The organism is Salipiger aestuarii (assembly GCF_003259905.1).
Lineage (GTDB): Bacteria > Pseudomonadota > Alphaproteobacteria > Rhodobacterales > Rhodobacteraceae > Salipiger > Salipiger aestuarii.
The window spans coordinates 1-25,456 of the sequence record NZ_QLMG01000055.1 but is presented as its reverse complement, the minus strand read 5'-3'; the positions used below and the strand labels follow the sequence as shown (position 1 = coordinate 25,456).

The 25,456-nt window shown below is 63.8% G+C and carries 25 protein-coding genes and 1 pseudogene; 16 read left to right on the top strand and 10 right to left on the bottom strand.

The features are described 5' to 3' along the window. A partial coding sequence (locus ATI53_RS19765; RefSeq protein ID WP_146609967.1) for a transposase occupies positions 1–373 on the top strand: 373 nt, incomplete at its 5' end. On the opposite strand, the gene ATI53_RS19760 is transcribed toward ATI53_RS19765, so the two are convergent. Then, positions 370–1,713 (bottom strand): TrkH family potassium uptake protein, encoded by a 1,344-nt coding sequence (locus ATI53_RS19760; RefSeq protein ID WP_111551171.1) that lies wholly within the window; start codon positions 1,711–1,713, stop codon positions 370–372. The genes ATI53_RS19765 and ATI53_RS19760 overlap by 4 nt on opposite strands. Before the next feature lie 18 nt (positions 1,714–1,731). Continuing rightward, positions 1,732–2,394: a potassium channel family protein gene (locus ATI53_RS19755; RefSeq protein ID WP_009502967.1), complete on the bottom strand. Its 663-nt coding sequence runs from the start codon at positions 2,392–2,394 to the stop codon at positions 1,732–1,734. Between the two features lie 162 nt (positions 2,395–2,556). Between ATI53_RS19755 and frr the strand changes: the two genes are divergently transcribed. The 12 genes from frr (at position 2,557) to lpxB (ending at position 13,937) form a co-directional block, all read left to right on the top strand. Then, positions 2,557–3,120: a ribosome recycling factor gene (gene frr, locus ATI53_RS19750; RefSeq protein WP_009502966.1), complete on the top strand. Its 564-nt coding sequence runs from the start codon at positions 2,557–2,559 to the stop codon at positions 3,118–3,120. A gap of 45 nt (positions 3,121–3,165) precedes the next feature. Beyond that, entirely contained in the window at positions 3,166–3,891 is a 726-nt protein-coding gene (gene uppS / locus ATI53_RS19745) for an undecaprenyl pyrophosphate synthase (protein ID WP_009502965.1), read from the top strand. Continuing rightward, complete coding sequence (locus ATI53_RS19740; protein WP_009502964.1) at positions 3,888–4,676, top strand: phosphatidate cytidylyltransferase; 789 nt, start codon at positions 3,888–3,890, stop codon at positions 4,674–4,676. Before uppS ends, ATI53_RS19740 begins: the two co-directional genes overlap by 4 nt. Continuing rightward, positions 4,673–5,839 (top strand): 1-deoxy-D-xylulose-5-phosphate reductoisomerase, encoded by a 1,167-nt coding sequence (gene dxr, locus ATI53_RS19735; protein ID WP_009502963.1) that lies wholly within the window; start codon positions 4,673–4,675, stop codon positions 5,837–5,839. Before ATI53_RS19740 ends, dxr begins: the two co-directional genes overlap by 4 nt. A 51-nt stretch (positions 5,840–5,890) precedes the next feature. Next, positions 5,891–7,234 (top strand): RIP metalloprotease RseP, encoded by a 1,344-nt coding sequence (gene rseP / locus ATI53_RS19730; protein ID WP_009502962.1) that lies wholly within the window; start codon positions 5,891–5,893, stop codon positions 7,232–7,234. 129 nt (positions 7,235–7,363) lie between these two features. Then, entirely contained in the window at positions 7,364–7,489 is a 126-nt protein-coding gene (locus ATI53_RS24245; RefSeq protein ID WP_009502961.1) for a hypothetical protein, read from the top strand. A 152-nt stretch (positions 7,490–7,641) separates the two neighbouring features. Beyond that, complete coding sequence (gene bamA / locus ATI53_RS19725) at positions 7,642–10,017, top strand: outer membrane protein assembly factor BamA (RefSeq protein ID WP_009502960.1); 2,376 nt, start codon at positions 7,642–7,644, stop codon at positions 10,015–10,017. Positions 10,018–10,020: 3 nt separating this feature from the next. Then, positions 10,021–10,671, top strand: a complete 651-nt coding sequence (locus ATI53_RS19720) for an OmpH/Skp family outer membrane protein (protein WP_009502959.1) — start codon at positions 10,021–10,023, stop codon at positions 10,669–10,671. 77 nt (positions 10,672–10,748) lie between these two features. Further along, positions 10,749–11,210, top strand: a complete 462-nt coding sequence (gene fabZ / locus ATI53_RS19715; protein WP_111551170.1) for a 3-hydroxyacyl-ACP dehydratase FabZ — start codon at positions 10,749–10,751, stop codon at positions 11,208–11,210. Then, on the top strand, positions 11,207–11,992 hold the full coding sequence (gene lpxA / locus ATI53_RS19710) for an acyl-ACP--UDP-N-acetylglucosamine O-acyltransferase (protein WP_111551169.1): 786 nt from the start codon (positions 11,207–11,209) through the stop codon (positions 11,990–11,992). The genes fabZ and lpxA overlap by 4 nt, the downstream gene beginning before the upstream one ends. After that, a complete protein-coding gene (locus ATI53_RS19705; protein WP_111551168.1) occupies positions 11,989–12,777 on the top strand; it encodes an LpxI family protein in 789 nt (262 codons plus the stop codon). The genes lpxA and ATI53_RS19705 overlap by 4 nt, the downstream gene beginning before the upstream one ends. After that, positions 12,777–13,937: a lipid-A-disaccharide synthase gene (gene lpxB, locus ATI53_RS19700; RefSeq protein ID WP_111551167.1), complete on the top strand. Its 1,161-nt coding sequence runs from the start codon at positions 12,777–12,779 to the stop codon at positions 13,935–13,937. The genes ATI53_RS19705 and lpxB overlap by 1 nt, the downstream gene beginning before the upstream one ends. 55 nt (positions 13,938–13,992) lie before the next feature. Here lpxB and ATI53_RS19695 read toward each other — a convergent pair whose 3' ends face one another. Next, positions 13,993–14,724 (bottom strand): invasion associated locus B family protein, encoded by a 732-nt coding sequence (locus ATI53_RS19695; protein WP_111551166.1) that lies wholly within the window; start codon positions 14,722–14,724, stop codon positions 13,993–13,995. 420 nt (positions 14,725–15,144) lie between these two features. Here ATI53_RS19695 and ATI53_RS19690 point away from each other — a divergent pair, with 420 nt between their 5' ends. Continuing rightward, a complete protein-coding gene (locus ATI53_RS19690) occupies positions 15,145–16,680 on the top strand; it encodes a helicase HerA-like domain-containing protein (RefSeq protein WP_111551165.1) in 1,536 nt (511 codons plus the stop codon). 370 nt (positions 16,681–17,050) lie between these two features. Here the strand turns inward: ATI53_RS19690 and ATI53_RS19685 are convergent, their stop codons facing one another. Continuing rightward, positions 17,051–17,170: an entericidin EcnA/B family protein gene (locus ATI53_RS19685; RefSeq protein WP_223866039.1), complete on the bottom strand. Its 120-nt coding sequence runs from the start codon at positions 17,168–17,170 to the stop codon at positions 17,051–17,053. A gap of 40 nt (positions 17,171–17,210) precedes the next feature. Further along, complete coding sequence (locus tag ATI53_RS19680) at positions 17,211–19,031, bottom strand: extracellular solute-binding protein (protein WP_009502951.1); 1,821 nt, start codon at positions 19,029–19,031, stop codon at positions 17,211–17,213. Positions 19,032–19,420: 389 nt separating this feature from the next. Here ATI53_RS19680 and ATI53_RS19675 point away from each other — a divergent pair, with 389 nt between their 5' ends. After that, entirely contained in the window at positions 19,421–20,194 is a 774-nt protein-coding gene (locus ATI53_RS19675; RefSeq protein WP_111551172.1) for a 3-hydroxybutyrate dehydrogenase, read from the top strand. Positions 20,195–20,248: 54 nt separating this feature from the next. Continuing rightward, positions 20,249–21,283: a patatin-like phospholipase family protein gene (locus ATI53_RS19670; protein ID WP_009502947.1), complete on the top strand. Its 1,035-nt coding sequence runs from the start codon at positions 20,249–20,251 to the stop codon at positions 21,281–21,283. Between the two features lie 16 nt (positions 21,284–21,299). Here the strand turns inward: ATI53_RS19670 and ATI53_RS19665 are convergent, their stop codons facing one another. The 5 genes and pseudogenes from ATI53_RS19665 to ATI53_RS19645 all read right to left on the bottom strand — a co-directional run. Beyond that, a complete protein-coding gene (locus ATI53_RS19665; RefSeq protein ID WP_009502945.1) occupies positions 21,300–22,322 on the bottom strand; it encodes an extracellular catalytic domain type 1 short-chain-length polyhydroxyalkanoate depolymerase in 1,023 nt (340 codons plus the stop codon). 86 nt (positions 22,323–22,408) lie between these two features. Then, positions 22,409–23,104, bottom strand: coding sequence for a DUF502 domain-containing protein (locus ATI53_RS19660; protein ID WP_009502944.1), 696 nt, complete (start codon positions 23,102–23,104; stop codon positions 22,409–22,411). A gap of 80 nt (positions 23,105–23,184) precedes the next feature. Next, the gene (locus ATI53_RS19655; RefSeq protein ID WP_111551164.1) at positions 23,185–24,102 is read right to left on the bottom strand and encodes a pseudouridine-5'-phosphate glycosidase; all 918 of its coding nucleotides are present in this window, start codon (positions 24,100–24,102) and stop codon (positions 23,185–23,187) included. Beyond that, positions 24,099–24,992, bottom strand: coding sequence for a PfkB family carbohydrate kinase (locus tag ATI53_RS19650; RefSeq protein ID WP_111551163.1), 894 nt, complete (start codon positions 24,990–24,992; stop codon positions 24,099–24,101). Before ATI53_RS19650 ends, ATI53_RS19655 begins: the two co-directional genes overlap by 4 nt. Positions 24,993–25,167: 175 nt before the next feature. Then, a pseudogene (locus tag ATI53_RS19645) lies at positions 25,168–25,456 on the bottom strand (hypothetical protein); the annotation flags it as partial.

Sequence of the window (25,456 nt, the reverse complement as noted above, 5' to 3'; positions counted from 1 at the left end):
CGGCCTGCCGGTCACGCTGAAGCTGACCGCCGGGCAGGCCCATGACGGCCGCTCTGCCGACGACATGCTCGCAACCATCGGGCCGGGCCAGACCCTGCTGGTCGATGCCGCTTATGACAGCAACCGGCTGCGCGAACACCTCGCGGAAATCGGGGCCAGGGCCGTCATTCGCCCGATCCCTCGCCGACGCGACCCGCCGCCGCTGGACCGGGACGCCTGCCGACGCCGCAATCGGATCGATCGGTTTTTCTCCAAACTCAAGCATTACAGGGCTATAGCCACGCGCTACGAAAAGCACGACGCCAACTTCCTCGCCCTCGTCAAACTCGCCGCAACACGCATCTGGTTGCGTGTTTATGAGTCGGTGACCTAGCCCAGATGCACGCGCCCTTCTGGAAAACGGACGAGAGGGGTGGAGCGTGTGGCCAGAAAATAGCCCAGTGTCAGCGGGCCGACCCGGCCGATGAACATGATCGCGACGATGACGGCGCGGCCCAGCTCTGTCAGCTCTGTGGTAAAGCCGCGCGACAGGCCGACGGTGCCGAAAGCCGATGCGACCTCGAAGCTGACGTCCAGAAAGTGGCCTTCTTGCGTGGCGGCCAGCACGAAGACCCCGGTGAAGCAGATCACGACGCTGATCGCGGTCAGCGCCATGACCTTGAGAACCTCGGTGAGGCTGATGGACCGCCCGAACGCGTTCAACTGGGTGCGGCGCTGAAAGAATGCCGCCGTGGCAAGGCACATGACCACGAAGGTGGTGACCTTGATGCCGCCGGCGGTCGAGGTCGGCCCGCCCCCAATCAGCATCATCGAGATCATCATCAGCGCGGTGCTGTCGTGGATTCCGGCCATGTCGACGGTGTTGAACCCGGCGGTGCGGGTGGTGACGCCCTGGAACCACGACACCCAGAGGCGGGTCGCGGTGCTGTCGATGTCCGCCAGGGTGCGGGGGTTGTGCCATTCCAGCACGGCAAAGCCGACACAGCCCCAGCCGATCAGCGCGAGCGTGCCGGTCAGCATGATCTTGGTGTGCAGCGAAAACGCGGACCAGCGGCGCAGCCGGGCGATGTCGTCGATCACCACGAAGCCGATGCCGCCGATGATGAACAACACCGGGATCACCACATTGACCAGCGGAGTTCCCGCAAACGACATGAGCCCGTTCGAAAAGGTGCTGAACCCGGCATTGTTGAAGGCCGAGATCGAATGGAACAGCGCGGTCCACAGCCCGTCCTTCCAGCCCAACAACGGCACGAAGGTGATCGCGAGCAGCGCGGCGCCGACCAGTTCACAGACCGCCACCACCTGAAAGATGCGCTTTACCAGCGCCATGATGCGGTGCAGCGAGGTCTGGTTCAGCTCTTCGCGCAGGTAGATCTGCCCGGTGATGCCGACCGGCACCCTGAGCGCCGCCAGCACCAGCACGGCAAAGGTCATCAGCCCCAGCCCGCCCAGCTGGATCAGCCCCATCAGCACCGCCTCGCCGAGGGGGGTGAACCGCATGCCCGTATCGAACAGAGACAGCCCCGTGACGGTGACCGCCGAGGCGGCGGTAAAGAACGCCTCCGACCAGGTGATCGGGGTATAGGTCGCGACTGGCAGTTTGAACAACAGCCCGCCCAGCACGATGAACACGGCGTAAAGCGCGGCCAGGCTCAGCGGGGGCGAGACATACAGGATCTTGCGCAGCAGCCGCGTGCGTTTACGGGCCATCAGGGCGACCGGACACTGTCAGAGCGCATCGCCAAAGGCGCGCAGTTCGGCGCGCTTACCCATGATGATGAGCCGGTCGTCCCGGCACAGAACGCGGCGCGGATCGGTGCAGGGCATGAATTCGGTCCCGCGCATCATGCCGATCAACCGCAGCCCGCGGGACTCGTCGATCCGCAGCTTTTCCGGGGTCGTGCCCTCGTGTCTTTCGGGCAGCACCACGTTGACGACGCTGTAGCCGTTGCCCAGCGTCATGTAATCCTGAATCGATGGATTGTTGAGCATCTGCGCGGTGTGCCGACCCATTTCCTGTTCGGGCAGGATCACCCGGTCGACGCCGAGCTTGGACAGGATGCGGTGGTGGGTGCGGCTTATGGCCTTGACCCAGATCTTTTCCACGCCGAGCAGCCTGAGATTCATCGTTGTCAGGATCGACGCCTCGATGTTGGTGCCGATCGCCACCAGCGCGACGCCATAGCGATCGACCCCCGCCTCGCGCAGGGCGGCGTCGTCGGTGCTGTCGAGAATCGCCGAAGAGGTCAGCGTGTCGGCATGGCGCGACACCAGCTTTTCGTTGGTGTCGATTCCCATGACATGGTTTCCAAAGCGGATGAGTTCCTGCGCGACGGTGCTGCCAAAGCCGCCAAGGCCGATGACGACAAAACTGGTTTGCGGTCGCGCCAAGCTGGTTCTCCGGAACGGGATTGCGGGAATGCCAAGGGTATTGCCGCGCCCGGCGGTGTCAATGGGGGCCGTCGGGGCGATCCCGCTAACGGCTATACATCCTGCACGTCCTGCCGTAGAAAGCCCGGCGAAAGACCAACACCTGAGCGGGCAAGGCCAATCATGTCAGAAGATTTCGAACTCGACACAGACGATCTCAAGCGGCGCATGGATGGCGCCATGGCGAACTTGCGCACGGAATTCGCGTCGCTGCGCACCGGGCGCGCCTCGGCTTCGATGCTGGAGCCTGTGCAGGTCGATGCTTATGGGCAGATGACACCGATCAACCAGGTCGGCACGGTCAACGTGCCCGAGCCGCGTATGGTCACCATCAACGTCTGGGACAAGGGCCTTGTGAACAAGGTGGAAAAGGCGATCCGCGAATCCGGGCTGGGCATCAACCCGCAGATGAACGGCACCATCATCATGCTGCCAATTCCCGAGCTGAACGAGGAACGCCGCCGCGAGCTGACCAAGGTCGCCGGGCATTACGCCGAAAGCGCCCGCGTGTCGATCCGCAACGTGCGTCGCGACGGCATGGACCAGATCAAGAAGGCCAAGGCCGACGGCATGGCCGAAGACGACCAGAAATTCTGGGAATCCGAGGTTCAGGATCTGACCGACACCTACATCAAGAAGGTGGACGCTTCGCTTGAGACCAAGCAGGAAGAGATCATGCAGGTCTGAGGATCTGCCTTTTTCGTTCCTGTTGCCCGAGGGAGGGCCAATCTCATGCCCAAGCCGATCCGCGACGGTGCCGGACCGCGCCATGTGGCCGTCATCATGGATGGCAATGGCCGCTGGGCGCAAAAGCGCGGCCGCCCGCGGCTGTTCGGCCACCACGCGGGCGCCAAACGGGTGCGCGAGATCGTCGAGGCCTGCCCGGCGGCGGGCGTCAAATATCTGACGATCTTTGCCTTTTCGACCGAGAACTGGAAGCGCACGCAATCCGAGGTTGCCGGACTCATGAGCCTGTTCCGGCGGTACATCACCAAGGAAGCCCGCGCGCTCAAGGAAGAGAATGTCCAGGTTCGGTTCATCGGCGATCGGGTGCAGCTGGATGACAAGCTGGTGCGGCTGATGGACGAGCTGGAACAGATGACGGCCCATTGCACGGGCGTGAACCTGACCATTGCCATCAACTACGGCGGGCGCGACGAGGTGGCCCGCGCCACCAAGCGGCTGGCCGAAGACGTGGCGGCGGGGCGGCTGGACCCGGCGAGCGTGAACGAGGAAACGCTGCCCAAATATCTGGACACCTGCGTGCTGCCCGATCCCGACCTGGTGATCCGGACCAGCGGCGAGGCGCGGATCTCGAATTTCCTTTTGTGGCAGTCGGCCTATGCTGAATACGAGTTCGTCGATACCCTGTGGCCTGATTTCGGCGCCGAGGAGTTTTCCAGTCTCACCGCAGCCTACGGGACGCGCGAACGCCGCTACGGAGGAGTGAAGGCATGAGCGCATCGCGTTGGACGGATCTGCGCCCGAGGATGATCTCGGCCGCGGTGCTGATCGGGCTGGCGCTCGGGGCGGTCTGGATCGGCGGTTTCGCCTGGCGCGGGTTCATCTCGCTCGCCTGCGGTATCATGGTGTGGGAACTGGTGCGCATGGTCGATACCGCGCGCGACAGATCCGCGCCGGTACTGGGGCTTGTGGCCGGGGTCTGTGCCATCGCGACGCCGTACCTGCCGCCCGCGCTGGCGCTGCCGCTGCTGCTGCTTCCGTCGATGGCAGGTTTCGGGCGGATGGAACGGGGCGGCGTGACCTACGCCGTGTTCACCGCGCTGATCCTGCTGGCGGGTTACGGGTTCATGAAGCTGCGCGCGGATTTCGGGCTTGTCTGGATGTTGTGGCTGGTCTGTGTGGTGGTCATCACCGACGTTGGCGGCTATTTTGCGGGCCGCATGATCGGCGGGCCGAAGCTGTGGCCGCGCGTGTCGCCCAAGAAAACCTGGTCGGGCGCGGTTGCGGGCTGGATCGGGGCGGCGATTGTGGGGCTGATCTTTGCCGGAACCACGCACGCCGGGGTCGGCCTGATGGGGATTTCGGTGGCGATTTCAATGGCCAGCCAGATCGGTGACTTGGCCGAAAGCACCGTCAAGCGGCGGGCAGGGGTCAAGGACAGCTCGAACCTGCTGCCGGGTCATGGCGGGTTGCTGGATCGCTTTGACGGAATGCTGGGGGCGGCGCTGTTCCTGCTGATCGCGGGGCAGATCGTCGATTTCCCTCCGGGGCTTGAATGAGACGCATTTCGATACTGGGGGCCACCGGCTCGATCGGTCGGAACACCATCGACCTGATCGCGCGCGAGCCCGACGCCTATCGCGTGGTGGCGCTGACCGGGGGCAGGAATGTCGCGCAACTGGCTGCCGACGCCCGCAGATTACACGCCGAAATCGCGGTTTGCGCGGATCCGGCCTGTTTGCCGGAACTGCGCGCGCGCCTTGCGGGCACCGGCATCGAAGCGGCGGCCGGTGAGGCCGCGCTGGTCGAGGCGGCGCAGCGCCCCGCCGATTGGGTGATGTCGGCCATCGTGGGGGCGGCGGGGCTGGCGCCGGGGCTGGCCGCGCTGGAAACCGGCGCCACGCTGGCGCTGGCCAACAAGGAAAGCATGGTCTGCGCCGGGCCTCTGGTGATGCAGACCGCGCGCCACCACGGCGCGGCGGTACTCCCCGTGGACAGCGAGCACAGCGCGGTGTTTCAGGCGTTGATGGGTGAAGACCTCGGCACCGTCGAGCGTGTCATCATCACCGCCAGTGGCGGCGCCTTTCGCGACTGGCCGCTGGACAAGCTGGCCGACGCCACGCCCGAACAGGCCGCCACCCATCCCAACTGGGACATGGGCCAGCGCATCACCATCGATTCCGCATCCATGTTCAACAAGGCGCTGGAAGTCATTGAAACCAAGGAATTCTTTGATCTCGATCCCAGCATGATCGAGGTCGTCGTCCACCCGGAATCGATGATTCACGCGCTGGTCGGGTTTTGCGATGGCGCCCTGATGGCGCATGTCGGCCCGGCCGACATGCGCCATGCCATCGGCTATGCGCTGCACCACCCGGCCCGCAAGACGCTGCCGGTGGCGCGGCTTGATCTGGTGGAACTGGGGCAGTTCACCTTTCGCGAGGCCTGTGAAACGCGCTGGCCCGCGCTGCGCCTTGCGCGCGAGGTGATGCAGGCGGGCGGGCTGTCGGGTGCGGTGTTCAACGCCGCCAAGGAACGCGCGCTGGACGCGTTTATCGACAAACGCATAAGCTTTACCCGCATGACAGACGTGGTCGAAGAAACACTTAACCGTGTTTCGGCGCAAACCGGCCTCATTCATGCCGGTATGAGCCTTGATAACGTGCGTCACGCGGACCATCTCGGCCGGGAGACCGCGGACAGCGTCATGGCCGATCTGTAAAGAACCTATCAAGAACCGATCAAGTATCTATCAAGACAAGGGGCCGCAGTTTTGGATATCGCGCAGATGAGTTCGCAGTTCGGGGGGCTTTTGTTCACCCTGATCTTCTTCGTGATCGCCCTTTCGGTGATCGTCGCGATCCATGAATACGGGCATTACATCGTCGGTCGCTGGTCCGGCATCGACGCGGACGTGTTCTCGCTGGGGTTTGGCCCGGTGATCTGGTCCCGCATGGACAAGCGCGGCACCAGATGGCAGATCGCCGCGCTGCCTTTTGGCGGCTACGTCAAGTTTCGCGGCGATTCCAACGCCTCGGGGGGATCGGACGAAACCGCGCTGGCGCAGATGACCGACGAAGAACTGCGCCACACGATGAACGGCGCCCCGCTTTGGGCGCGCTCGGCCACGGTCGCGGCCGGCCCGCTGTTCAATTTCGCACTGTCGATCCTGGTGTTCACCGGGGTGTTCATGTTTCAGGGCAAGGTGGCGGAGCCGTTCGCCGTGGGCGATCTGCGCGCGCTGCCGATTGCCCAGGAGCTGCGTACCGGCGACGTGATCCTTGAAATCGACGGCAAGCCGCTGCCGGGATTCGACGACGCCGACGTCTATGGCGACTACATGAAATCGCTGCCGTATCAACCTGTTCTGCCTTATACTGTGGAACGGGACGGGGTGCGCATGGTGGTTGACGGCCCCTATGTCTATCCGCCGCTGGTCAGTCAGGTCGTGCCGCGCTCTGCCGCGTTCGACGCCGGGCTGGAGGCGGGCGACACGATCCTGTCGATCAACGGTGAACGGGCCTTTGCCTTTGCCCAGCTCAAGGATGTGGTCGAAGGGTCCGAGGGTGACCCCGTGGATCTGACCGTCTGGCGCGACGGCGAGACGTTCGAGGTGGTCATGACGCCCAAGCGCACCGATGAACCGCTGCCCGAGGGCGGGTTTCAGGCGGTCTACAGAATCGGCATCGTGGGCGACATCGCGTTTTATCCGGCGACCACGATGATGAATCCGCTGGATGCGGCCTGGGCCGGGGTCAAACGCACCTGGGGCATCGTCGAGGGGTCTCTGTCCGGTCTCAAGCATATGATTGTCGGCAATATCTCGTCGTGCAACCTGAGCGGGCCGATCGGCATCGCGCAAACGTCAGGGGCGATGGCGAGCCAGGGCGGGCAAAGCTTCATCACATTCATCGCCGTCCTGTCGACCGCCGTGGGCCTGCTGAACCTGTTTCCGGTGCCGGTGCTGGACGGCGGGCACCTGGTGTTCCACGCCTGGGAAGCGGTGACCGGCAAGCCGCCGTCGGACCGGGCGATGAATGTCGCCATGTCGATCGGCCTGGCGCTGATTCTGGGGTTGATGGTGTTTGCGCTGACGAACGATCTGTTCTGTCCGTAATCCGACGCCAAAAACAAGCGGGCAGGGGGCAGAAGGTTTCCATCCCCCTGCCGTGGTTTTCGCCCAAATTCCGCCATAAACGCCCGTTATATTTGCGTTTCAGATCAACTCAACGGCGGGCCTATGTCCATGCAAACCATTCAAAACGGATATCGCGGGCTTCACCTTCTGTTCGACATCAACATGGACAGGGTGCTTTTTCTCGCGGCCATTCCGGCGGCATTGTATATCGGCGCCTTCCTGGGTTCGCTGTGACACCGCCGCCTTTATGCCTTGCGCGGCGGGGTTTGTCGCGGTGAGCCTTGCAACGTTGGCATTTCCATGCCGCACGGTGCCTCTAACGTTTTGACACGCCGTCCCGATCCCGGTACTCACTAAAAAAAAATACGGCGGAATGGATTGGTGGCATGACCTACGGGCTCGCGGGGCAAGGCCCCTTGCGCGTGATGCGCAAATTTTCGAACGGTTTCAGGAAAGGCGTTTCCTTGGCGGCGCTTTCCGTCGCTCTTTCGGTTGGTGTCACGGCATTGCCGGACGCGGCCGACGCGCAGACGTTTTCGTTTGGCAATGTTTCCATCGAGGGCAATGAACGCATCGAGCCAGGCACCATCCTGAGCTATGCTGGGATTGCGCGCGGTCAGGCCGTCAGCGCCGCCGAGCTGAACGACGCCTATCAGCGCATCGTCGCCTCGGGCCTGTTCGAAACCGTGGAAATCGTGCCGCAGGGCAACACGCTGGTGATCCGTGTGGTGGAATATCCCACTGTCAATGTCATCGCGTTCGAAGGCAACGGCCGCATCAAGGATGACGATCTGGCGCCGCTGGTGCGGTCGCAACCCCGCCGCGTCTACAATCCGCGCGTTGCTGAAGAAGACGCCGCCGCCATCGCCGCCGCCTACACCCAGCAGGGCCGGATCGCCGCGCGCGTGACGCCCAAGCTTATCAAACGGTCGGAGAACCGCGTCGATCTGGTGTATGAGATTTTCGAAGGCGGCGTGACCGAAATCGAGCGTATCGCCATCGTCGGCAACGAGGCCTATTCCGACCGTCGCCTGCGCCGGGTTCTGGGAACCAAACAGGCCGGGCTGCTGCGCGCGATCATCCGGTCCGACACCTTTGTTCAGGATCGCATCGCGTTCGACCGCCAGCTGCTACAGGATTTCTATGCATCGCGTGGCTATGTGGATTTTCGGATCACCGGTGTGAACGCCGAGCTGTCCGAAGAGCGCGACGGCTATTTCGTGACCTTCAACGTGCAGGAAGGCCAGCAGTTCACCTTTGGCGCCGTAACGGTCGATTCCGATCTGCCCGAGGTCGATGTCGACGTCTTCGCCTCGGCGATCAAGCTCAAGCCCGGCAAGGTCTATTCCCCGTCCGAGGTTGAATACGAAATCGCCCGGCTGGAACGTCTGGCGATCAAGCAAGGGCTGCAGTTCGTTCGCGTCGATCCGCAGATCAGCCGCAATGACCGCGAACTGACGCTGGATGTAAATTTCCAGCTGACCCGCGGCGAGCGCATCTTTGTCGAACGCATCGACATCGAAGGCAACACCACCACGCTGGACCGCGTCGTGCGCCGCCAGTTCGACACCGCCGAGGGCGATCCGTTCAACCCGCGCGCCATCCGCGAGGCTGCCGAACGCATCCGTGCGCTGGGGTATTTCAACAGTGCCGACGTGAACGCGCGCGAAGGCTCGACTCCCCAGCAGGTGATCGTCGATGTGAACGTCGAAGAACAACCCACCGGCGCGATCAGTTTTGGCGGGTCGTATTCCACCTCCAACGGTTTTGGCGCGGCGATCTCGTTCAGCGAACAGAACTTCCTGGGGCGTGGCCAGAAGCTGTCGCTGGGGATCAACACGGCCAGCTCGGCGCAAAGCTACAGTTTCAACTTTGTCGAGCCGTTCTTCCTCGGCCGCGACGTGGCATTCGGGCTTGGACTCAGCTATTCCGAGACCAACAATCTTTATTCCCGCTACGACACGGCCAAGGGTCTTTTCCGGCCCAGCGTCACCTTTCCGGTGAACGATGAAACCAGCCTGTCGCTGCGTTACAGCCTGCAATATGACGAGATCACGGACACTGACAGCGGCGACATCGGCGACATCATCTCTTCCGAAATGGATGACGGTCCGCGCTACGAAAGCTCTGTGGGCTACACGCTGAGCTATGACACCCGGCGCACCGGCCTCGACCCCAACGCCGGCGTGCTGCTGGAGTTCGGCCAGGATATTGGCGGGTTGGGAGGCGATTCCAACTTTATCAAGACCAACGTCCGGGCCGTCGCCCAAACCAAGGTGATGAACGAAGAAGTCACCCTGCGTGCCTCGTTCCAGGGTGGGGTTATCAACTACACCAGTGGCGACAGCCGGGTGACGGACCGCTTTCTGCTGAGCGATTCGACCATGCGCGGCTTTGAATACGGCGGCATCGGGCCGCGCGAATACGACGACGGCTCCGATGTCGACGACTCGCTGGGTGGCGACAAATTCGCGGTGCTGAGCTTCGAGGCCGAATTTCCGCTTGGCTTGCCCGAGGAATACGGCGTCAGCGGCGGCGTGTTTTATGACATAGGTTCGGTTTGGGGGCTGTCGGATTCGACGCTGTCCTCCACGTCCAACGACGTGCTCTATACCGATTTCAGCGCGCGCCACGTCATGGGGGTTGCGGTGCTGTGGGATTCCATCCTCGGACCGCTTCGGTTGAATTTCTCGCGTGCGCTCCAGAAAGAGAAATACGACAACGATCAGAACTTCAGCCTGACGATCTCGGCCGAGTTCTAGAACATGCGAACGGCGCTTCTTTGCGCGGGGCTGGCGCTTGGGATCGCGGGGCAGACGCCTTCGGCCCGGGCGCAATCCCCCACCGGGCAGGACGGTCCGGACCGCGCGCAGCCCGGCGCCGCGCGCAGCGTCCAGCAACCCCAGGGAGTCGTGCGCAGCGCGCTTCTGACCATCGAGATCGACCGGCTTTTTGCCGAAAGCGCCTATGGCGCTCGCGTGGCGGCGATGATCGAAGACGAAGGCACGCAGATCGCCGCCGAAAACCGCCGGATCGAGGCGGAACTGACGGAAGAGGAACGCGCGCTGACCGAACAGCGCGCCGCGCTTGAGCCGGCACGGTTTCGCAGCCTCGCCGATGCGTTCGACCAGAAGGTGCAGGCGTTGCGCCAGGAACAGGATGCCAAGGCGCGCGCGCTTGGCACCCTGTCCGAAGAAAGCCGTCGGCAGTTCTTGCAATTGGCCGAACCGGTTCTGGGCGAGATCATGCAGCAGGCCGGTGCCGCCGTGCTGCTGGACAAACGCACGGTGTTTTTGTCCGCCGACGTGATCGACATCACCGATGTCGCCATTTCACGGATTGACGAAGCCATCGGCGACGGGGCCGGCACGGCGTTGCCGCAACCTTCTGCCGTGCCGCCCGGCTCTGCCGACTGATACGGGTTGCACCGCTTGCCCCCCGGGGCGGGGATTGCTAGGGACACAGCACCTGAGTTGAAGGGAAAAGACCCGAGATGACCGACACGCTTCCCTCTGCGGATATTCAGCTGATCCAGCGTATCCTGCCGCACCGCTACCCGTTTTTGCTGGTTGATCGTGTCGAATGCATCGACGGCTGCCAATCTGCGGTCGGCATCAAGAATGTCACCATGAACGAGCCGCATTTCCAGGGTCATTTCCCCGGAAAACCGATCATGCCCGGCGTCACCATCGTCGAGGCGATGGCACAGACCTCGGCCGTGATGGTCGGCGTGGCGCTGGATCTGGCGGACAAGGAACTGAAGGTCTATTTCATGGCCATCGACAAGTGCAAGTTCCGCCGCATGGTCGTGCCCGGCGATCAACTTCGCATGACAGTGACCACCACGCGGGGCAAGCCCGGCGGCAAGGTCTGGAAATTCTTCGGGCGCGCCGAGGTCGATGGCGACATGGCCGCCGAGGTCGAATTTACCGCGATGATGGATCTTCCGGCATGACCCGGACCGTCATCCATCCCGCCGCCATCGTCGAAGACGGCGCGCAGATCGGGGACGGCTGCAAGATCGGCCCGTTCTGTTACATCGGCCCCGAGGTCGTGCTTGGCCCGCGTGTCGAGCTGAAATCGCATGTGGTGGTGACCGGCCGCACCGCGATCGGCGACGACAGCGTGGTGTTTTCCTTTGCGGTGATCGGCGAGATACCGCAGGATCTCAAATTCCGGGGGGAGCAGACGTCGTTGCAGATCGGCAAGCGCAACCGCATCCGCGAGCATGTCACCATGAACTGCGGCACCGAGGGCGGCGGCGGCATTACCCGAGTGGGCGACGACGGGCTGTTCATGGCGGGCTGCCATGTGGCGCATGACGCGCAGGTGGGCGACCGGGTCATTCTGGTGAACAATTCCGCACTGGCGGGCCATTGCATCATCGAGGACGAGGTGATCGTCGGCGGGCTGTCGGGTGTGCACCAGTGGGTGCGGATCGGGCGCGGCGCCATCATCGGCGCGGTGAGCATGGTGACCAATGACGTGATCCCCTACGGGCTGGTTCAGGGGCCGCGCGGCAAGCTGGACGGGCTGAACCTTGTGGGGCTGAAACGCCGGGGCGTCAGCCGCGCCGACATCACGGCGCTGCGCGCGGCCTTTCAGATGCTGGCGCAGGGCGAAGGCGCCTTTGCCGATCGTGCGCGCAAGCTGGGGGATGAAACCCAAAGCGATTATGTGCGCGAGATCGTCACCTTCATTCTGGGCGAGAGCGACCGCCATTTCCTGACCCCGTGACCCGGCTGGCGCTGATCGCCGGGCAGGGCGCCTTGCCGGGGGCTGTCGCGAAGGCCTGCGCCACAGCCCCGGTGATCTGCGCCTTGCAGGGGTTCGCCCCGGATCGGCTGTGCCCCGACCTGACATTCCGCCTGGAAACGCTGGGGACGCTGCTGGCGCAGCTGGAGGGGCTTGGCGTCGCCCGCCTGTGCATGTGCGGCACGATCCGGCGCCCGAAGATCGACCCGGCGGCCATCGACGACGCGACCCGGCCGCTTGTGCCGCGACTGACGCAGGCGCTTGCGCTTGGTGACGACGGCGCGCTGCGGGCGGTCATCGAAGTTTTCGAAGACGCGGGCATCTCGGTCATCGGCGCGCATCAGGCTGCGCCCGATCTGTTGCCAGCGCCCGGCGTTCCGACCAGGGCGCGCCCCGGCCCGGATGTTGCCGCTCAGGCGGCCCTGGGTGACCGGGTCAGCGCGGATCAGGCGGCGGACGACCTTGGGCAATCCTGCGTTATCCTCGGCGAAACCGTTATCGCGCGCGAGGGGGACGCCGGCACCGATGCCATGATTTCGCAACTTCCCGAAATGAGTGGAGGCATTCTTTACAAAGCCGAAAAGCCCGGTCAGGACCGACGCGCCGATCTGCCGGTCATCGGCCCGCGCACGGCTGATGGCGCCATTGCCGCGGGCTTGTCGGGCATTGTGATTTCGGCGGGCGGAGTCATGCTGCTGGAGCGCGACAGCACCATCGCGGCGCTCGACGCGGCGGGGCTGTTTCTCTGGATCCGGGAGAGAGCGTGATGCGCGTCTTCATCACTGCGGGCGAACCTTCGGGCGACCGGCTTGGCGCCGCGCTGATGAACGGGTTGCGCGATATGGCGCCGGACGTTCAGTTCAGCGGCATCGGCGGAGATTTGATGATCGGGGAGGGGCTGGACAGTCTGTTCCCGATGGATGAGATCAGCGTGATGGGCGTGGCCGAGATCCTGCGCCGGTACGGTGCGCTCAGGGCGCGCGTCCGCCAGACGGCGGAAGCGGTCATCGCGGCGGCGCCCGACGTGCTGATTACCGTCGACCTTCCCGAATTTTCCCTGCGTGTGGCGCGCCTTGTCCGCCAGGCGTCGGACATTCGCATCGTTCATTATGTGGCGCCGACGGTCTGGGCCTGGCGCCCCGGACGCGCCGCCAGAATGGCGCGGCACGTCGATCAGGTGCTGGCGCTGCTGCCATTCGAACCGCCCTATATGGAAGCCGCCGGGATGCGTTGCGATTTTGTCGGCCATCCGCTGGTGACCGAACCCGTCGCCACCCCCGACGAAGCCGCGCGCTTTCGCGCCGCCCATGCCATCGCAGACCGCCCCGTGGCGCTGATGCTTCCCGGATCGCGCAAATCCGAAGTGGCCCGGCTGGCGCCGATCTTTGGCGAGGTGGCCGCAAGGCTGCAAGCGCGGCGCCCCGATCTGCAACTGGTGATCCCCGCGGCCGGGCCGGTCGCGCAAATGGTGCAAGACCTGTGTGCGGGCTGGGCGGGCGATCCGGTCATCCTTGACCCGCGCGAAGCGGGCGATTTCGCGCCGGCGCAAAAGCGCGCCGCCTTCGGGGCCGCAGATGTCGCCCTTGCGGCATCCGGGACCGTGTCGCTGGAGCTTGCCGCCGCGAATACGCCCATGGTGATCGGCTATGACATGGGCTGGCTGTCGCGCCAGATCATCGGGCGCTTGCTGCTGGTGGACACGGTGACCCTGGTCAACCTTGTGTCCGAAACCCGCACAGTGCCTGAATTCATCGGCAGGAACTGCCGTCCGGGTCCGATCGCGGATGCGCTTCTGGCTGTTCTGGAATTGCCCCAGGCGCAGTCCGACGCGATGCAGCTGACAATGCAACGGCTGGGCCGCGGCGGGCCGCCGCCCGGACAACGCGCGGCCTGGGCGGTGCTGGACGGGCTGCGCGGTCCGGCGTGAAAAAGCCGCGCAAGGCAGACCCTTGCGCGGCTTTCATCATTCTGTCGCCAAGGCGTTATTGCCGCAGCTGCGAGGTCTCTTCGATGGCTGCGGTAAAGCCCGCCAGCGACATGGTCAGCTCGACCTTCTGATCGGGGGCCAGCGCGGGGGCGATGGTGATCTTGGCAGTGTTGCCGGCCTTGAACTGCGCGATCTCATCGGCGGTGAAACCGACACGGGCGTAGCACCCGACCTGCGTGCAGAACGAGAAATCATACCGCTTGGCCTGTGCCCCATCGACCGCGACCGACAGTTTCTGCGTCAGCAGCGTTTCCAGAGGCACCACAAAGGTGCCGCCAGCCGCGACCTGCCCGCCGTTTTCCAGGCGGAACAGGCTGACCTCGGCCACGTTGCCCCCATTGCCGTCCTTCAGAAGTTGGTACATCTGGCAGGGATCTTCGGCGTCGGTGCCTTCGGGCACGCGCAGGCATTGCAGCTGCCAGTCGCCGTGGCTGGTCTTGATATAGGTCTCGGGGGCGGCGGGCTGCGCCGGGGCGGTGCCCTCGGTTTCGCCAAGCGTCAGATCGCCGCCGATGTTGGTGGACCCGCTGCCGGCGGCAGAGTCGGCCGGGGGCTGGGGTGTGGTATCGTCGGACGTGCCGGTCGCGGTGCCCTCGGTCGTGGTGTCCGCGGCGGTCGTGTCTTCGGTCGCCGTGTCGTCGGTCGTCGTGTCCTGGGCAAAGGCCGGTGCGGCGGCAAGCCCCGCAACAAGCGGCAGCGCCCAAAGGAGCGAAAGCGGTTTGGTCATGGAAACTCCCCTAGAAAGTCAGGTCATTGTCTCGGCCCCGATTACCACGGCACGGCGCAACTGTCAGGGTGGAAATGCACGCAATCACGGATTGGCGATGCTGCGCTTATCGGCTTGCACTGCCTTGATAACATGAGAAAAGGGGCCTTTCGGCCCCTTTTCCCTTATCTCCCTGCCGGACCGGCCGACTTTGTCATTGGCCGAACGCTACGAAACTCTGGTGCACCGGTCAACAGCCTTGTCACATCCGCGCGAACAGTTTTGCGATAAAAAAAGACCGCGCCCATGGGCGCGGCCAGTCTGACAGGGAGGAAGTCTGCCCGCAGCAGGAGAGGACATGTTGCTTCGGGCAAAATCCATACTGGCGTCAACTGGTTAAGATTGTATGGTCACCATCGGTCGGCCAGAGAGGGACAGCGCATGGACAACGGAATATTTCTTGGCGGCGGCGGCCCGGATTACACCGTCAGGCAGTACCTGCCCAACAAATACGCAAACCGCCACGGGTTGATCGCGGGGGCAACCGGGACAGGAAAGACCGTGACGCTTCAGATCCTTGCCGAAGGGTTCAGCGACGCCGGGGTGCCGGTGTTCATGGCCGATGTAAAAGGCGATCTCGCGGGACTGTCGCGCCCCGGTACCGAATCCGGAAAGCTGCACGATGCTTTTGTTGCGCGCAACACCACCATCGGCGTTACCGATTTTGGCTATAAATCCTTTCCCACCGTGTTCTGGGACCTGTTCGGCGTGCAGGGCCATCCGGTGCGCACCACCATTGCCGAGATGGGCCCGCTGCTGCTGTCGCGCCCGCTTGGCCTGTCCGATGCGCAGGAAGGCGTTCTGAACATTGCCTTCCGTCTGTCCGACGAAGAGGGGCTGCCGCTTCTCGATCTCAAGGATCTGCGCGCGCTTCTGCGGTGGGCCGGCGAAAACGCAAAGGATCTGTCGCTGCGCTATGGCAACGTGTCGACGGCGTCCGTGGGCGCGATCCAGCGACGTTTGCTGGTGCTGGAAAACCAAGGGGGCGCCAGGCTTTTCGGGGAACCGGCGCTGGCCCTGACCGACCTTATGCAATGCGACGCACGGGGGCGCGGTCAGGTGAACATCCTTGCCGCCGATGTGCTGATGACATCGCCCCGGCTTTACGCCACCTTTCTGCTGTGGCTGCTGTCGGAATTGTTCGAAGAGCTGCCCGAGGTGGGAAACCCCGAAAAACCCAGGCTGGTGTTCTTCTTCGACGAGGCGCATCTGCTGTTCGATGGTGCGCCCAAGGCACTGGTCGACAAGGTCGAACAGGTCGCGAGGCTGATCCGGTCCAAGGGCGTGGGGGTGTATTTCGTCACCCAGAACCCGGACGATATCCCCGAGGATATACTTGGCCAGCTTGGCAACCGGGTGCAACACGCCCTGCGCGCCTTTACCGCGCGCGACCGCAAGGCGCTGACCCTTGCGGCGCAAACCTATCGGCCCAATCCGGCCTTCGACACCGAAGAGGCGATCCGCACCGTGGGCACCGGCGAAGCGGTGACGTCGATGTTGCAGGACAAGGGCGTGCCGGGCATCGTGCAGCGCACGCTGATCCGCCCCCCGGCATCGCGTCTTGGCCCGGTTTCGGATCAGGAGCGGGCCGAGACCATTGCTGCCTCGCCGCTGCTGGGACGCTACGACACCGCCTTGGACAGGCATTCGGCCTACGAGATGCTGAAGGCCCGCACCGAACGTGCCGCAAACGAGGCAGAACTTGCTGAAAACACGCCGGAAAAGCCATACAGTCGGGCCCGCCGATACGAGCCTCCGGGGCGTGCGACCCCGGCTGGCACCACGACGGCGCGCCGCTACAACGCGCCGGGGTCGATTGGCGAGGCGCTGGGGCAGGCGGTCCTGAAAGAGTTGTCGGGGACCACCGGAAAGCGGCTTGTCCGGGGCATTCTGGGCGGCCTGTTCAAGGCGCGCTGATCGCTGCGCCACGGCGCGTGGCGGCGCCCGGATCACCGCATCGAAAACCGGCCCGTCATCCTGCTCAGCACCACGCACGCGGTGATTGCCGAAAAATACCAGGCCGAGATGTGTGTCGACCTCGCCATGCATCGCACGGGATGGGCTTTGCCCCAGGCGCACCACCCCCCGGACGGGGGGCAAAGCGAAAGGTATCAAGCCGGACCGGTGCTCGCCCGGAAGGCGCGTGTATTCCGTCGCGGCCGGTTTTGCGTCAATTGCTTGCACCGTGCGGTGTTGCGGATCGGCGTGCGCGTGGGGCGACTCTCGGCAAGATCGCCAGCAGCGACGCCCACGGCCCGCCAGAACGGCCAAAAGCACGGCGACGCGGTCAGAACCAGCTCTGAACCGTGCGCGATGCCGATGAGATATCCTGCCCCACGCCGTCGACGGTGCCGCAGCCCGCCACAAGCGCCGCCAGCGCGGTCACGATGATTGCCTGTCTCAACACGGTCTTGTCCTTGCTGTTGTTCCTGCCAAAGACTCTCTGCTCAGTCTTCTTCCCACCACCAGGCATTTGGCATCCAGTCGAACCAGTCGCCATAGACGGGGATCCGATTGGGATAATGCAGCTGCCGGGCGTGGGCAATACGCGCGATGTTCCACTGATAGATCGGAATCACATAACGCCCCGATGTCAACACCCGGTCCAGCGCGCGCGCCGCGGCGATGAAATCTTCCTGGCTGGAGGCGTCCAGCAGCACGTCGATCATCGCGTCGGCCGCCGGGCTTTGCATCCCCATCAGGTTGCGCGACCCTGGCGTGTCCGCCGCCTGCGATCCCCAGTACAGCCGCTGCTCGTTGCCCGGAGACAGCGACAGTCCGCGCCGGAAAAACGTCATGTCGAAATCGAACTGGTTGATCCGTTCGTTATACTGGGCGCTGTCGATCACCGTGATGGTCGGAATGATCCCCATGCGTTGCAGCGCCTGGCCAAAGATGTCGATGATCGACTGTTCCTCGCCCGAGCCTTGCGAGAGCACGATTTCGAACCGCATCGGCGCGCCTTGCGGGGTCATCATCATTCCGTTTTGCACCGCATAGCCCGCGTCCTGCATCAAGCGCATCGCTGTGCGCAGATTGGCACGGTTGCGCGCGCTGCCATCGCCTTCGGGCAGCGCGTAGCCGTCCAGTGCGCCCGGCAGCAGGGTATCGGCGAACGGGGCCAACAGATCGCGCACCCGCCCCGTGGCGGGACCGGGCTGCATCCCTAGATCGGAATTGGAAAAATACGATTCGATGCGCGGCTGAATCGATCCGGTCATCGTCTCGTTGATATATTCGAAATTGAACGCATGCAGCATCGCGTCGCGCACCCGCCAGTCGGCAAACACCCCGTCGCGGGTGTTCATCACAAAGCCGGTCATGCCGGTGGGGCGTCCGTGCGGGATTTCCGATTTCACCACGTCGCCGCGCTGCACGGCGGGGAAATCGTACTGGCGTTGCCATTTCTCGGCGTTGGTTTCACGCATGACATTCAGCGTGCCCGCCTTGAACGCTTCGAACTGCACGGCGCCGTCGCCGAAAAACTCCATGCGGATTTCGTCAAGGTTGGCCTGCCCCTTCATGAAGGGCAGATCCTTGCCCCAATATCCGGGATCGCGCTTCAGCGTGACGTGGCGGCCGGGCTCGAAGCTGTCGATGACGTAAGGGGCGGTGCTGATCGGGATCACGTCCAGCCCGCTGTCGGCGAAATCCAGGCCCTCCCATTGCGCCTTTTTCAGGATGGGGGACATGCCGGCGATCAGCGCCAGTTCGCGGTCGTCGGTGTTGAAGGTAAAGCGCACGGAACGCGGGCCAGTCTGTTCCATGCTCTGGATTTTCTGCCAGGCGCCGCGATAGCGCGGGTGCCCCTGCGTGCCCAGCGTCTCATAGCTCCACATCACGTCGGCGACGGTGACGGGACTGCCGTCAGAAAACCGCGCCTCGGGCCGCAGGGTAAATTCGACCCATTCGCGGTCCGGACCGGTTTCGATGGTCTCGGCCAGCAGGCCATAGAGCGTGAACGGCTCGTCCCAACTGCGCCCCATCAGCGATTCATAGGCCAGAAACCGCAGCTGCCAGGGCGTCGATCCCTTCAGGATATGGGGATTGAGGCTGTCAAAGCTGCCGGTCTCGCCCGTGACCATACGCCCGCCCTTGGGCGCATCGGCGCGCGCATAGGGCAGATGATCGAAATCCTGAGCAAGGGCAGGGACGCCGTACATGGAAATCCCGTGCATCGGTTCGGCATGGGCGAATCCCCCCAGCCCAAGGCTTGCCCCGACCACCCCCGCAATCACCGTTCGGTAATGGAAACAATCTGCCAACATTGATGAGACGCCTCTTGCCTGCCCTTGTTTTCTTGGCTTCGGACCGTACCGCCGGTTTTACGCCTTTTCAAACTTTTACCTTGGACTCTGACTGTAAAGCGCGTATAAAGAGGGCACTGCTCGATAGGTTTCTTGCCTGTATGAAACCTGCCTCAATGACTTAACGCCGGCTTCGTGCCGGCGTTTTTTTTGCCAGCCAGCCCGCCGCTTTCGTTGGCCTGCCGCTTTTGTCGGCGTTCGCGGCGGCAACGGGGCTTCGTAGCGATCCCGGCGCCGGTTTTCCAGTCGAGAAAGCGTGATCGCCATTGGCAGGAACCCGCGCGCATTCGCCTCTTATATTGCAGGCGCGGCATGCTATGTTGTTCCAGAATATCAGGGAGATTTCCGACATGTCACTCAAGGGCAAAACCGCTGTCGTCACCGGATCGAACTCTGGCATCGGGCTTGGCGTCGCGCGCGAGCTGGCGCGCGCCGGCGCATCCGTGGTGCTGAATTCGTTCACCGACAACGACGACGATCACAAGCTGGCTGCCGACATGGCCAGGGAATTCGGTGTGGATGTCCGCTACATCAAGGCCGATATGTCCAGGGGCGACGAATGTCGCGCGCTGATCGAAACCGCGGGGGCCTGCGATATTCTGGTGAACAACGCGGGCATCCAGTATGTTGCCCCGATCGACGAGTTTCCGGTCGAGAAATGGGATGCGATCATCGCCATCAACATGAGCTCGGCGTTCCATTGCACCGCGGTGGCGCTGCCGATGATGCGCAAGGCAGGCTGGGGGCGGGTGGTCAACATTGCCTCGGCGCACGGGCTGACCGCGTCACCCTACAAATCGGCCTATGTCGCGGCCAAACACGGCGTTGTGGGCATGTCCAAGGTTGTCGCGCTGGAAACCGCCAAAGAGCCGATCACCTGCAATGCAATCTGTCCGGGCTATGTAAAAACCCCGCTGGTCGAAGCGCAGATCCCCGACACCGCCAGCAAATACGACATGACCGAAGAAGAGGTGATCGAAAAGGTGATGCTTGAACGGCAGCCGTCCAAGCAATTCGCCACCGTCGAACAGATTGGCGGCACGACCGTGTTCCTGTGTTCGGACGCCGCAGAGCAGATCACCGGCACAACGATCTCTGTCGATGGCGGCTGGACGGCGCTGTAGGCATTCATCGGCGCGCTACGGACCGGATTTTGACACGGCTGAGGGGCACAAGGCATGACCACCCGGATCAATCTGGCGCTTCAGGGCGGCGGAGCGCATGGCGCATTCACCTGGGGCGTGCTTGATCGGATCCTCGAAGAGGACTGGATCGAGATTTCGGCGATCTCCGGCACGTCGGCGGGGGCGCTGAACGGCGCAGCGCTCAAGGCGGGGCTGGCCCGCGGCGGACGGGCCGAGGCGCGCGCGCTGCTCGACTGGCTGTGGCGCGAAATATCGGGGGTGCGCGACATGGCGATCCCCGAATGGATGTCGGCCTGGTTGCCCGATCCGGGGCTTCTGAGCCGCAGAGTGCAATACTCTCTGCCTTTCGCCGCGAGCGAGACAATCACGCGGGCGATGTCGCCCTATATCTGGGGGCCGTTCTATCGCAATCCGCTGGAAAAAATCATCGAGCATCTGGATTTCGAAAGCATCTGCTGCGCCGAGGGGCCGGAATTCTATGTCTGCGCCACCGCAGTACGGGACGGAAAGGTGCGGATTTTCGGCGGCGACACCCTGAGTCCCGGTGCGATCATGGCGTCAGCCTGCCTGCCGACGGTCTTTCAGGCGGTCGAAATAGAAGATCCCGAAACCGGAGAACCCGGCGCGTTCTGGGACGGCGGCTATTCCGGCAACCCGGCGCTGTTTCCGCTTTTCAAACCAAGCCTTCCCGACGACCTGCTTATCATCAACATCAACCCCCTCGTGCGCGAGGCGCTGCCGGTGACTCCGCCAGAAATACAGAACCGTATCAACGAGATAAGCTTTAATTCCGCCCTGTTGCGCGAACTACGGGCGATAGACTTCGTTCAGCGCCTTCTGGACGCCGGATCGCTGAAGCCGGGCGCGATGAAAAAGCTGCGGGTTCACATGATCTCCGACGATTCCCTGATGAACCGTCTGTCCGTGGCGACCAAGATCGTGCCGTTCCCCTCCGTCATCTCACAGCTGAAAGAAGCGGGCCGGGATGCGGCCGATGCCTTTCTGGGCGAACACGGTGATGCAATCGGGCACCGTCAGACGGTGGATCTTCGGGCGATGTTCGCGTGACCGAATAGATCAAGGTTCAGGGAGCAAGCCCCCAGAATTGCAGGATTTTTTGCGCGGCACAGATCGTGCCTTCGGCCATGTGGTCGGCACTGCCGATGCCACAGGGCGGCGTGGCGTTCTGATTGACAGGGACCGCATGGTCAAGGGTTTCGATCTGCCATGTTTCCAGACGCGCATCGCCGGAAGTCAGACGCCACACACGGCGCGTGGCCCCATCGACGGTGTCATCGGTTTCGGGAATATCCACCAGGTCAGGCTGAAGGCCGGTCCATTGATCCGTCAGCTCGTCAAGGTTGTGCGGGTGCACCGTGTCGTCCGCGCCACCCTGCCAGATCGACAGGCGCGGCCAGACTGCGGGCGGGGTTTCAAGCACGTCGGTGACGTAGCCGGCCCATGTCTTCGGGCTGCGATCCACCGGGGCAAGGCCGGATTTCACACCGCAGGCATAGGCGGCATCCGCCCCGTCGAGAAACCGGCGCGACGCGCGCAGAACGCTCCACCACCCATCGAACGCGGCGCGGGGACGGTTGCAGTCGAACGGTAATCCCGCAATGATCGCGCCTCCGGCAAAGCGTGACGGGTAGTTGGCCAGCATCACCGACGTCATCGCGCCCCCGGCGGACAACCCCATGATATGCACGCGCTCCGGGTCGATTTCGTCGGTATCCAGGGCGTGGTCGATCATCTGCAAGAGCGACGCGCTTTCGCCAAGGCCGGGCCTGTTGTGACTTTTGTCGTACCAGCGAAAGCAACCGTTCGACTGGTTTTCCGGGATCTGCTGCGCAAGAAGAAGCACAAACGGCACCGCTTCGCCCAGGGCGGCCAGCCCGGTTTCATTGTCGAACGACGCGGCGTCCATGGTGCAGCCATGCAGCGCGACGACCAGCGGCATGTCGTCGACGGGCTGAGACGGACGCTGAAGAAACATCCGCAAGCCACCGGGATTTGGGCCGAAATCCACGATTTCCTCTAGCGCGAACACGGGCGCGGGCAGGGCCATGATACTGGCAAACAGCATTGACTTGACTGGAAAATGCATCGGTCCTCCAAATGCTGTGCGGACGGTTTCAGTTTTCCGTGGGGCGTGTGGATGCGCAACCCCGCAAAGCATCCGGTCGGGCGCCCTCAGGACGCTTTGCGCACCGGCGTGTCCTGCGGCGGGGCGTCAGCGCGTTCGGGGGGGTACACCAGACCCGCCGAGATCACCAGCTTTGCCGCGTCCTCGATGCTCATATCCAGTTCGACCACGTCTTCTTCGGGGAAATACAGCAAGAAGCCCGAGGTCGGGTTGGGCGTGGTCGGCACAAAGACCGACACCAGCGCGCCCATGGTTTCGGCGCGCGCCGCGATTTCGCCCCGCGCTTCGGTCGAGATGAACCCGATCGCCCAGATCCCCTTGCGCGGATACTGCACCAGGCACGCCTTTTCAAAGCTGCGCTCGGACTGGGCAAACACCGTTTCGGCGATCTGCTTGATCCCAGAATAGATCGTGCGCACCACAGGGGTACGCGCCACGAGGGTTTCGCCAAACCGGATCAACGACCGCCCGATCAGCCCCTTTGCGACCCAGCCCACCACGATGGTGAAGACCAGGAAAAAGATCACGCCGATGCCGCGCAGATTGATCCCGACGTATTCCTCGGGGTTGAACCGGTCGGGAACAAGCGGCAACACAAAGCCGTCGACCCAGCCGAACAAGGTCCAGATCAGCCAAATGGTCATGCCCACCGGCGTGATGACCACCAGACCGGTCAGAAAACTAGCACGCAGCGAGGCAAGCAAGCCCCGTTTCCGCGGAAGATCGTCGAAGGGCGTGTTCATCAGGGTCCCGGCACTGGCTTTGCCACGTTAACGTAAGGGCTTGGCCGGGCCGCTGCAATGGGCGCTGCGCTGCCGCACGATCAATCGCGGGGCAGGGTGCTGATTTCCCGCGCGATCCTTGCCCCAAGCCGGGCATTGTTCAGAACCAGCTCGATGTTGGACGCCAGCGAACGCCCCTCGGTCAGCTCGAAGATGCGCTGCAACAGATAAGGGGTGAGCTGCTTGCCGCGTATGCCATGGGTTCTTGCGTCCTCATTGGCCCGCGCGATGACCGGGGCAAGGACGTCTCGGGGGATCTCGGCGCTTTGCGGGATCGGATTGGCGACAAGCTGACCGCCCGGAAGGCCAAGGGCGGCGCGCGTGGCGGCGGCGCGGGCGATCTCGGCCGGGCTGTCCATGCGCAGCGGCGCGCGCAGACCCGCCTCGCGCGACCAGAAGGCCGGCAGCTGGTCCTGACCGTAGGCGATCACCGGAACCCCAAGTGTTTCAAGCACTTCCAGGGTTTTCGGAAGGTCCAGAATAGCCTTGGCACCGGCGCAGACAACGGTGACGGCGGTCTGGGCAAGCTCTTGCAGATCGGCAGAAACGTCAAAGCTTTTCTCGGCGCCCTGATGCACGCCGCCGATGCCGCCGGTGGCGAATGTCCTGATCCCGGCGCGCGCGGCCGCGATCATCGTGGCGGCGACCGTGGTGGCGCCGGTGCCGCCCTGAGACATGCACACAGCGAGATCCGCGCGGCTAAGCTTGGCGACGCCGCGCGCCTGGGCCAGCGCTTCAAGCTGCGCCGCGTCCAGCCCGACGCACAGCGTGCCGTCGATCACCGCGATGGTCGCGGGAACAGCACCTTCATCGCGCACCGTGTTTTCGACTTTACGCGCCATCTCAAGGTTTTGCGGCCAGGGCATGCCGTGGGTGATGATGGTCGATTCCAGCGCCACGACAGGGGCGCCTTGGGCAACGGCCTCGGCGACGGGGGCGGACAGCGACAGAAGGCTCATGAGGGGATGTCTCCGGATACATATTGCGCGGCGGCTGTCAGCGCCAAAGTCAGCGCCTCGTCGCGCGTGGTGTCGTGCATTTCGGCCACGATATGCGCGGCCATAAAGGTGTCGCCGGCGCCGGTGACGCGGGTCACGAGCACCTCCGGCGGGCGTTCGGCGATCAGGCCGTCCGGCGTGGCATCGCAGGCCGCGTCGCCGCCATTGGTGACCACGGCACGCGCGGCCCCGCGTTCGACCAGACGGGCCGCTGCCTCCGGGGCGCTGGTGAACCGGGTCTGGCACAGCAGCCCGGCTTCTTCCAGGTTCACATACAGGGTGCCGCGGCTGGTGCGCAGGAACGGCATCAGGCGTTCGGCCTTTCCGGGGCTGGCAGGCGCGATGCGCAGATCGGCCTTGGCCAGCGCCGGGTCGCGCGACACCTCGTCCAGCAGGAATTCGGTCAGGTTGCCGTCCAGTGCGACGATGCCGGTAAACGGCGCCTCGGCGCTGCCGAGCGTGCCATCGCGCAACGGTTGCAGAATGCGCGCGCCGGCCCGCTCCAGCGAATGGGCATCCGCGATGGCCGCGATCAAGCCGTTGGCGCCTTCGACGGCCATATAGCGATCGGTCGGAAGATCCTCGGAGCGATACAGATACGCGGTGTTGCAGCCCAGTGTCTCGCAGGCGGCGGCAAGTTCATCGCCCTCGGGGTCGCGTCCGACGGCGCTGAGCAACGACGGCGTCATGCCGAAGCGCGCGAAGGTCATGGCGATGTTCGCCGCAACGCCGCCGGGAAGCCGGGTGATATGTCCGGGCACGTCCGAGCCCTGGCGCATGTGGCTGGCCGACCGGCCGATCACATCCCAAAGAACGGACCCAATGCAAAGGATTTGAGGAAACTTGACCATGCCCGCTTTTTGACCGAGGTTGCGGGCGACGGCAAGCCGCGAGCGATGATCCAATACGTTTCGCGAATGGACGAAATGGGATTCAGGAATGTGTCGCGCCCGCCGCATTGTTGCAACCAGGTAGAAATGTCCCACTGGGGCGCTGACGGGAGCGCAGCCTGGCAGGGCGGAGGCCTCACATGTCGCAGCCCTGGCTGGCTGCGCGGGCCTCTCGCTCGGCGCGTTTTCGGGCGTAATAGGCGTCGAGTTTTGATGGTCTTCCCGGCGGTTTGTGGCCGGTCGGTTCGTAGCGCGTCCGCTGCTTTCCCGCACGCGGTTTCCTGGGCGGCGCCTTGTCCTGCTCCTCCTTGAGGAACTCGAGCACCGCGCTCAGATGCTTGTTCTCGGTGATCGCGGCGTGGGTCACGCGCTGATCCTTGTCGAAGGCGGAATAGGGATAGGGGTAGGGATAGGGGAGAGAGACA

Bases quoted from the DNA above. Each gene is read 5' to 3' on its own strand.
- ATI53_RS19675 (WP_111551172.1), top strand. From the start codon at position 19,421: ATGTCACTCAAGGGCAAAACCGCTGTCGTCACCGGATCGAACTCTGGC.
- ATI53_RS19655 (WP_111551164.1), bottom strand. From the start codon at position 24,102: ATGAGCCTTCTGTCGCTGTCCGCCCCCGTCGCCGAGGCCGTTGCCCAA.
- ATI53_RS19680 (WP_009502951.1), bottom strand. From the start codon at position 19,031: ATGTTGGCAGATTGTTTCCATTACCGAACGGTGATTGCGGGGGTGGTC.
- bamA (WP_009502960.1), top strand. From the start codon at position 7,642: ATGACCTACGGGCTCGCGGGGCAAGGCCCCTTGCGCGTGATGCGCAAA.
- fabZ (WP_111551170.1), top strand. From the start codon at position 10,749: ATGACCGACACGCTTCCCTCTGCGGATATTCAGCTGATCCAGCGTATC.
- ATI53_RS24245 (WP_009502961.1), top strand. From the start codon at position 7,364: ATGCAAACCATTCAAAACGGATATCGCGGGCTTCACCTTCTGTTCGAC.
- lpxB (WP_111551167.1), top strand. From the start codon at position 12,777: ATGCGCGTCTTCATCACTGCGGGCGAACCTTCGGGCGACCGGCTTGGC.
- ATI53_RS19695 (WP_111551166.1), bottom strand. From the start codon at position 14,724: ATGACCAAACCGCTTTCGCTCCTTTGGGCGCTGCCGCTTGTTGCGGGG.
- ATI53_RS19670 (WP_009502947.1), top strand. From the start codon at position 20,249: ATGACCACCCGGATCAATCTGGCGCTTCAGGGCGGCGGAGCGCATGGC.
- uppS (WP_009502965.1), top strand. From the start codon at position 3,166: ATGCCCAAGCCGATCCGCGACGGTGCCGGACCGCGCCATGTGGCCGTC.
- dxr (WP_009502963.1), top strand. From the start codon at position 4,673: ATGAGACGCATTTCGATACTGGGGGCCACCGGCTCGATCGGTCGGAAC.
- ATI53_RS19760 (WP_111551171.1), bottom strand. From the start codon at position 1,713: ATGGCCCGTAAACGCACGCGGCTGCTGCGCAAGATCCTGTATGTCTCG.
- ATI53_RS19740 (WP_009502964.1), top strand. From the start codon at position 3,888: ATGAGCGCATCGCGTTGGACGGATCTGCGCCCGAGGATGATCTCGGCC.
- ATI53_RS19665 (WP_009502945.1), bottom strand. From the start codon at position 22,322: ATGCATTTTCCAGTCAAGTCAATGCTGTTTGCCAGTATCATGGCCCTG.
- lpxA (WP_111551169.1), top strand. From the start codon at position 11,207: ATGACCCGGACCGTCATCCATCCCGCCGCCATCGTCGAAGACGGCGCG.
- frr (WP_009502966.1), top strand. From the start codon at position 2,557: ATGTCAGAAGATTTCGAACTCGACACAGACGATCTCAAGCGGCGCATG.
- ATI53_RS19660 (WP_009502944.1), bottom strand. From the start codon at position 23,104: ATGAACACGCCCTTCGACGATCTTCCGCGGAAACGGGGCTTGCTTGCC.
- ATI53_RS19650 (WP_111551163.1), bottom strand. From the start codon at position 24,992: ATGGTCAAGTTTCCTCAAATCCTTTGCATTGGGTCCGTTCTTTGGGAT.
- ATI53_RS19720 (WP_009502959.1), top strand. From the start codon at position 10,021: ATGCGAACGGCGCTTCTTTGCGCGGGGCTGGCGCTTGGGATCGCGGGG.
- ATI53_RS19690 (WP_111551165.1), top strand. From the start codon at position 15,145: ATGGACAACGGAATATTTCTTGGCGGCGGCGGCCCGGATTACACCGTC.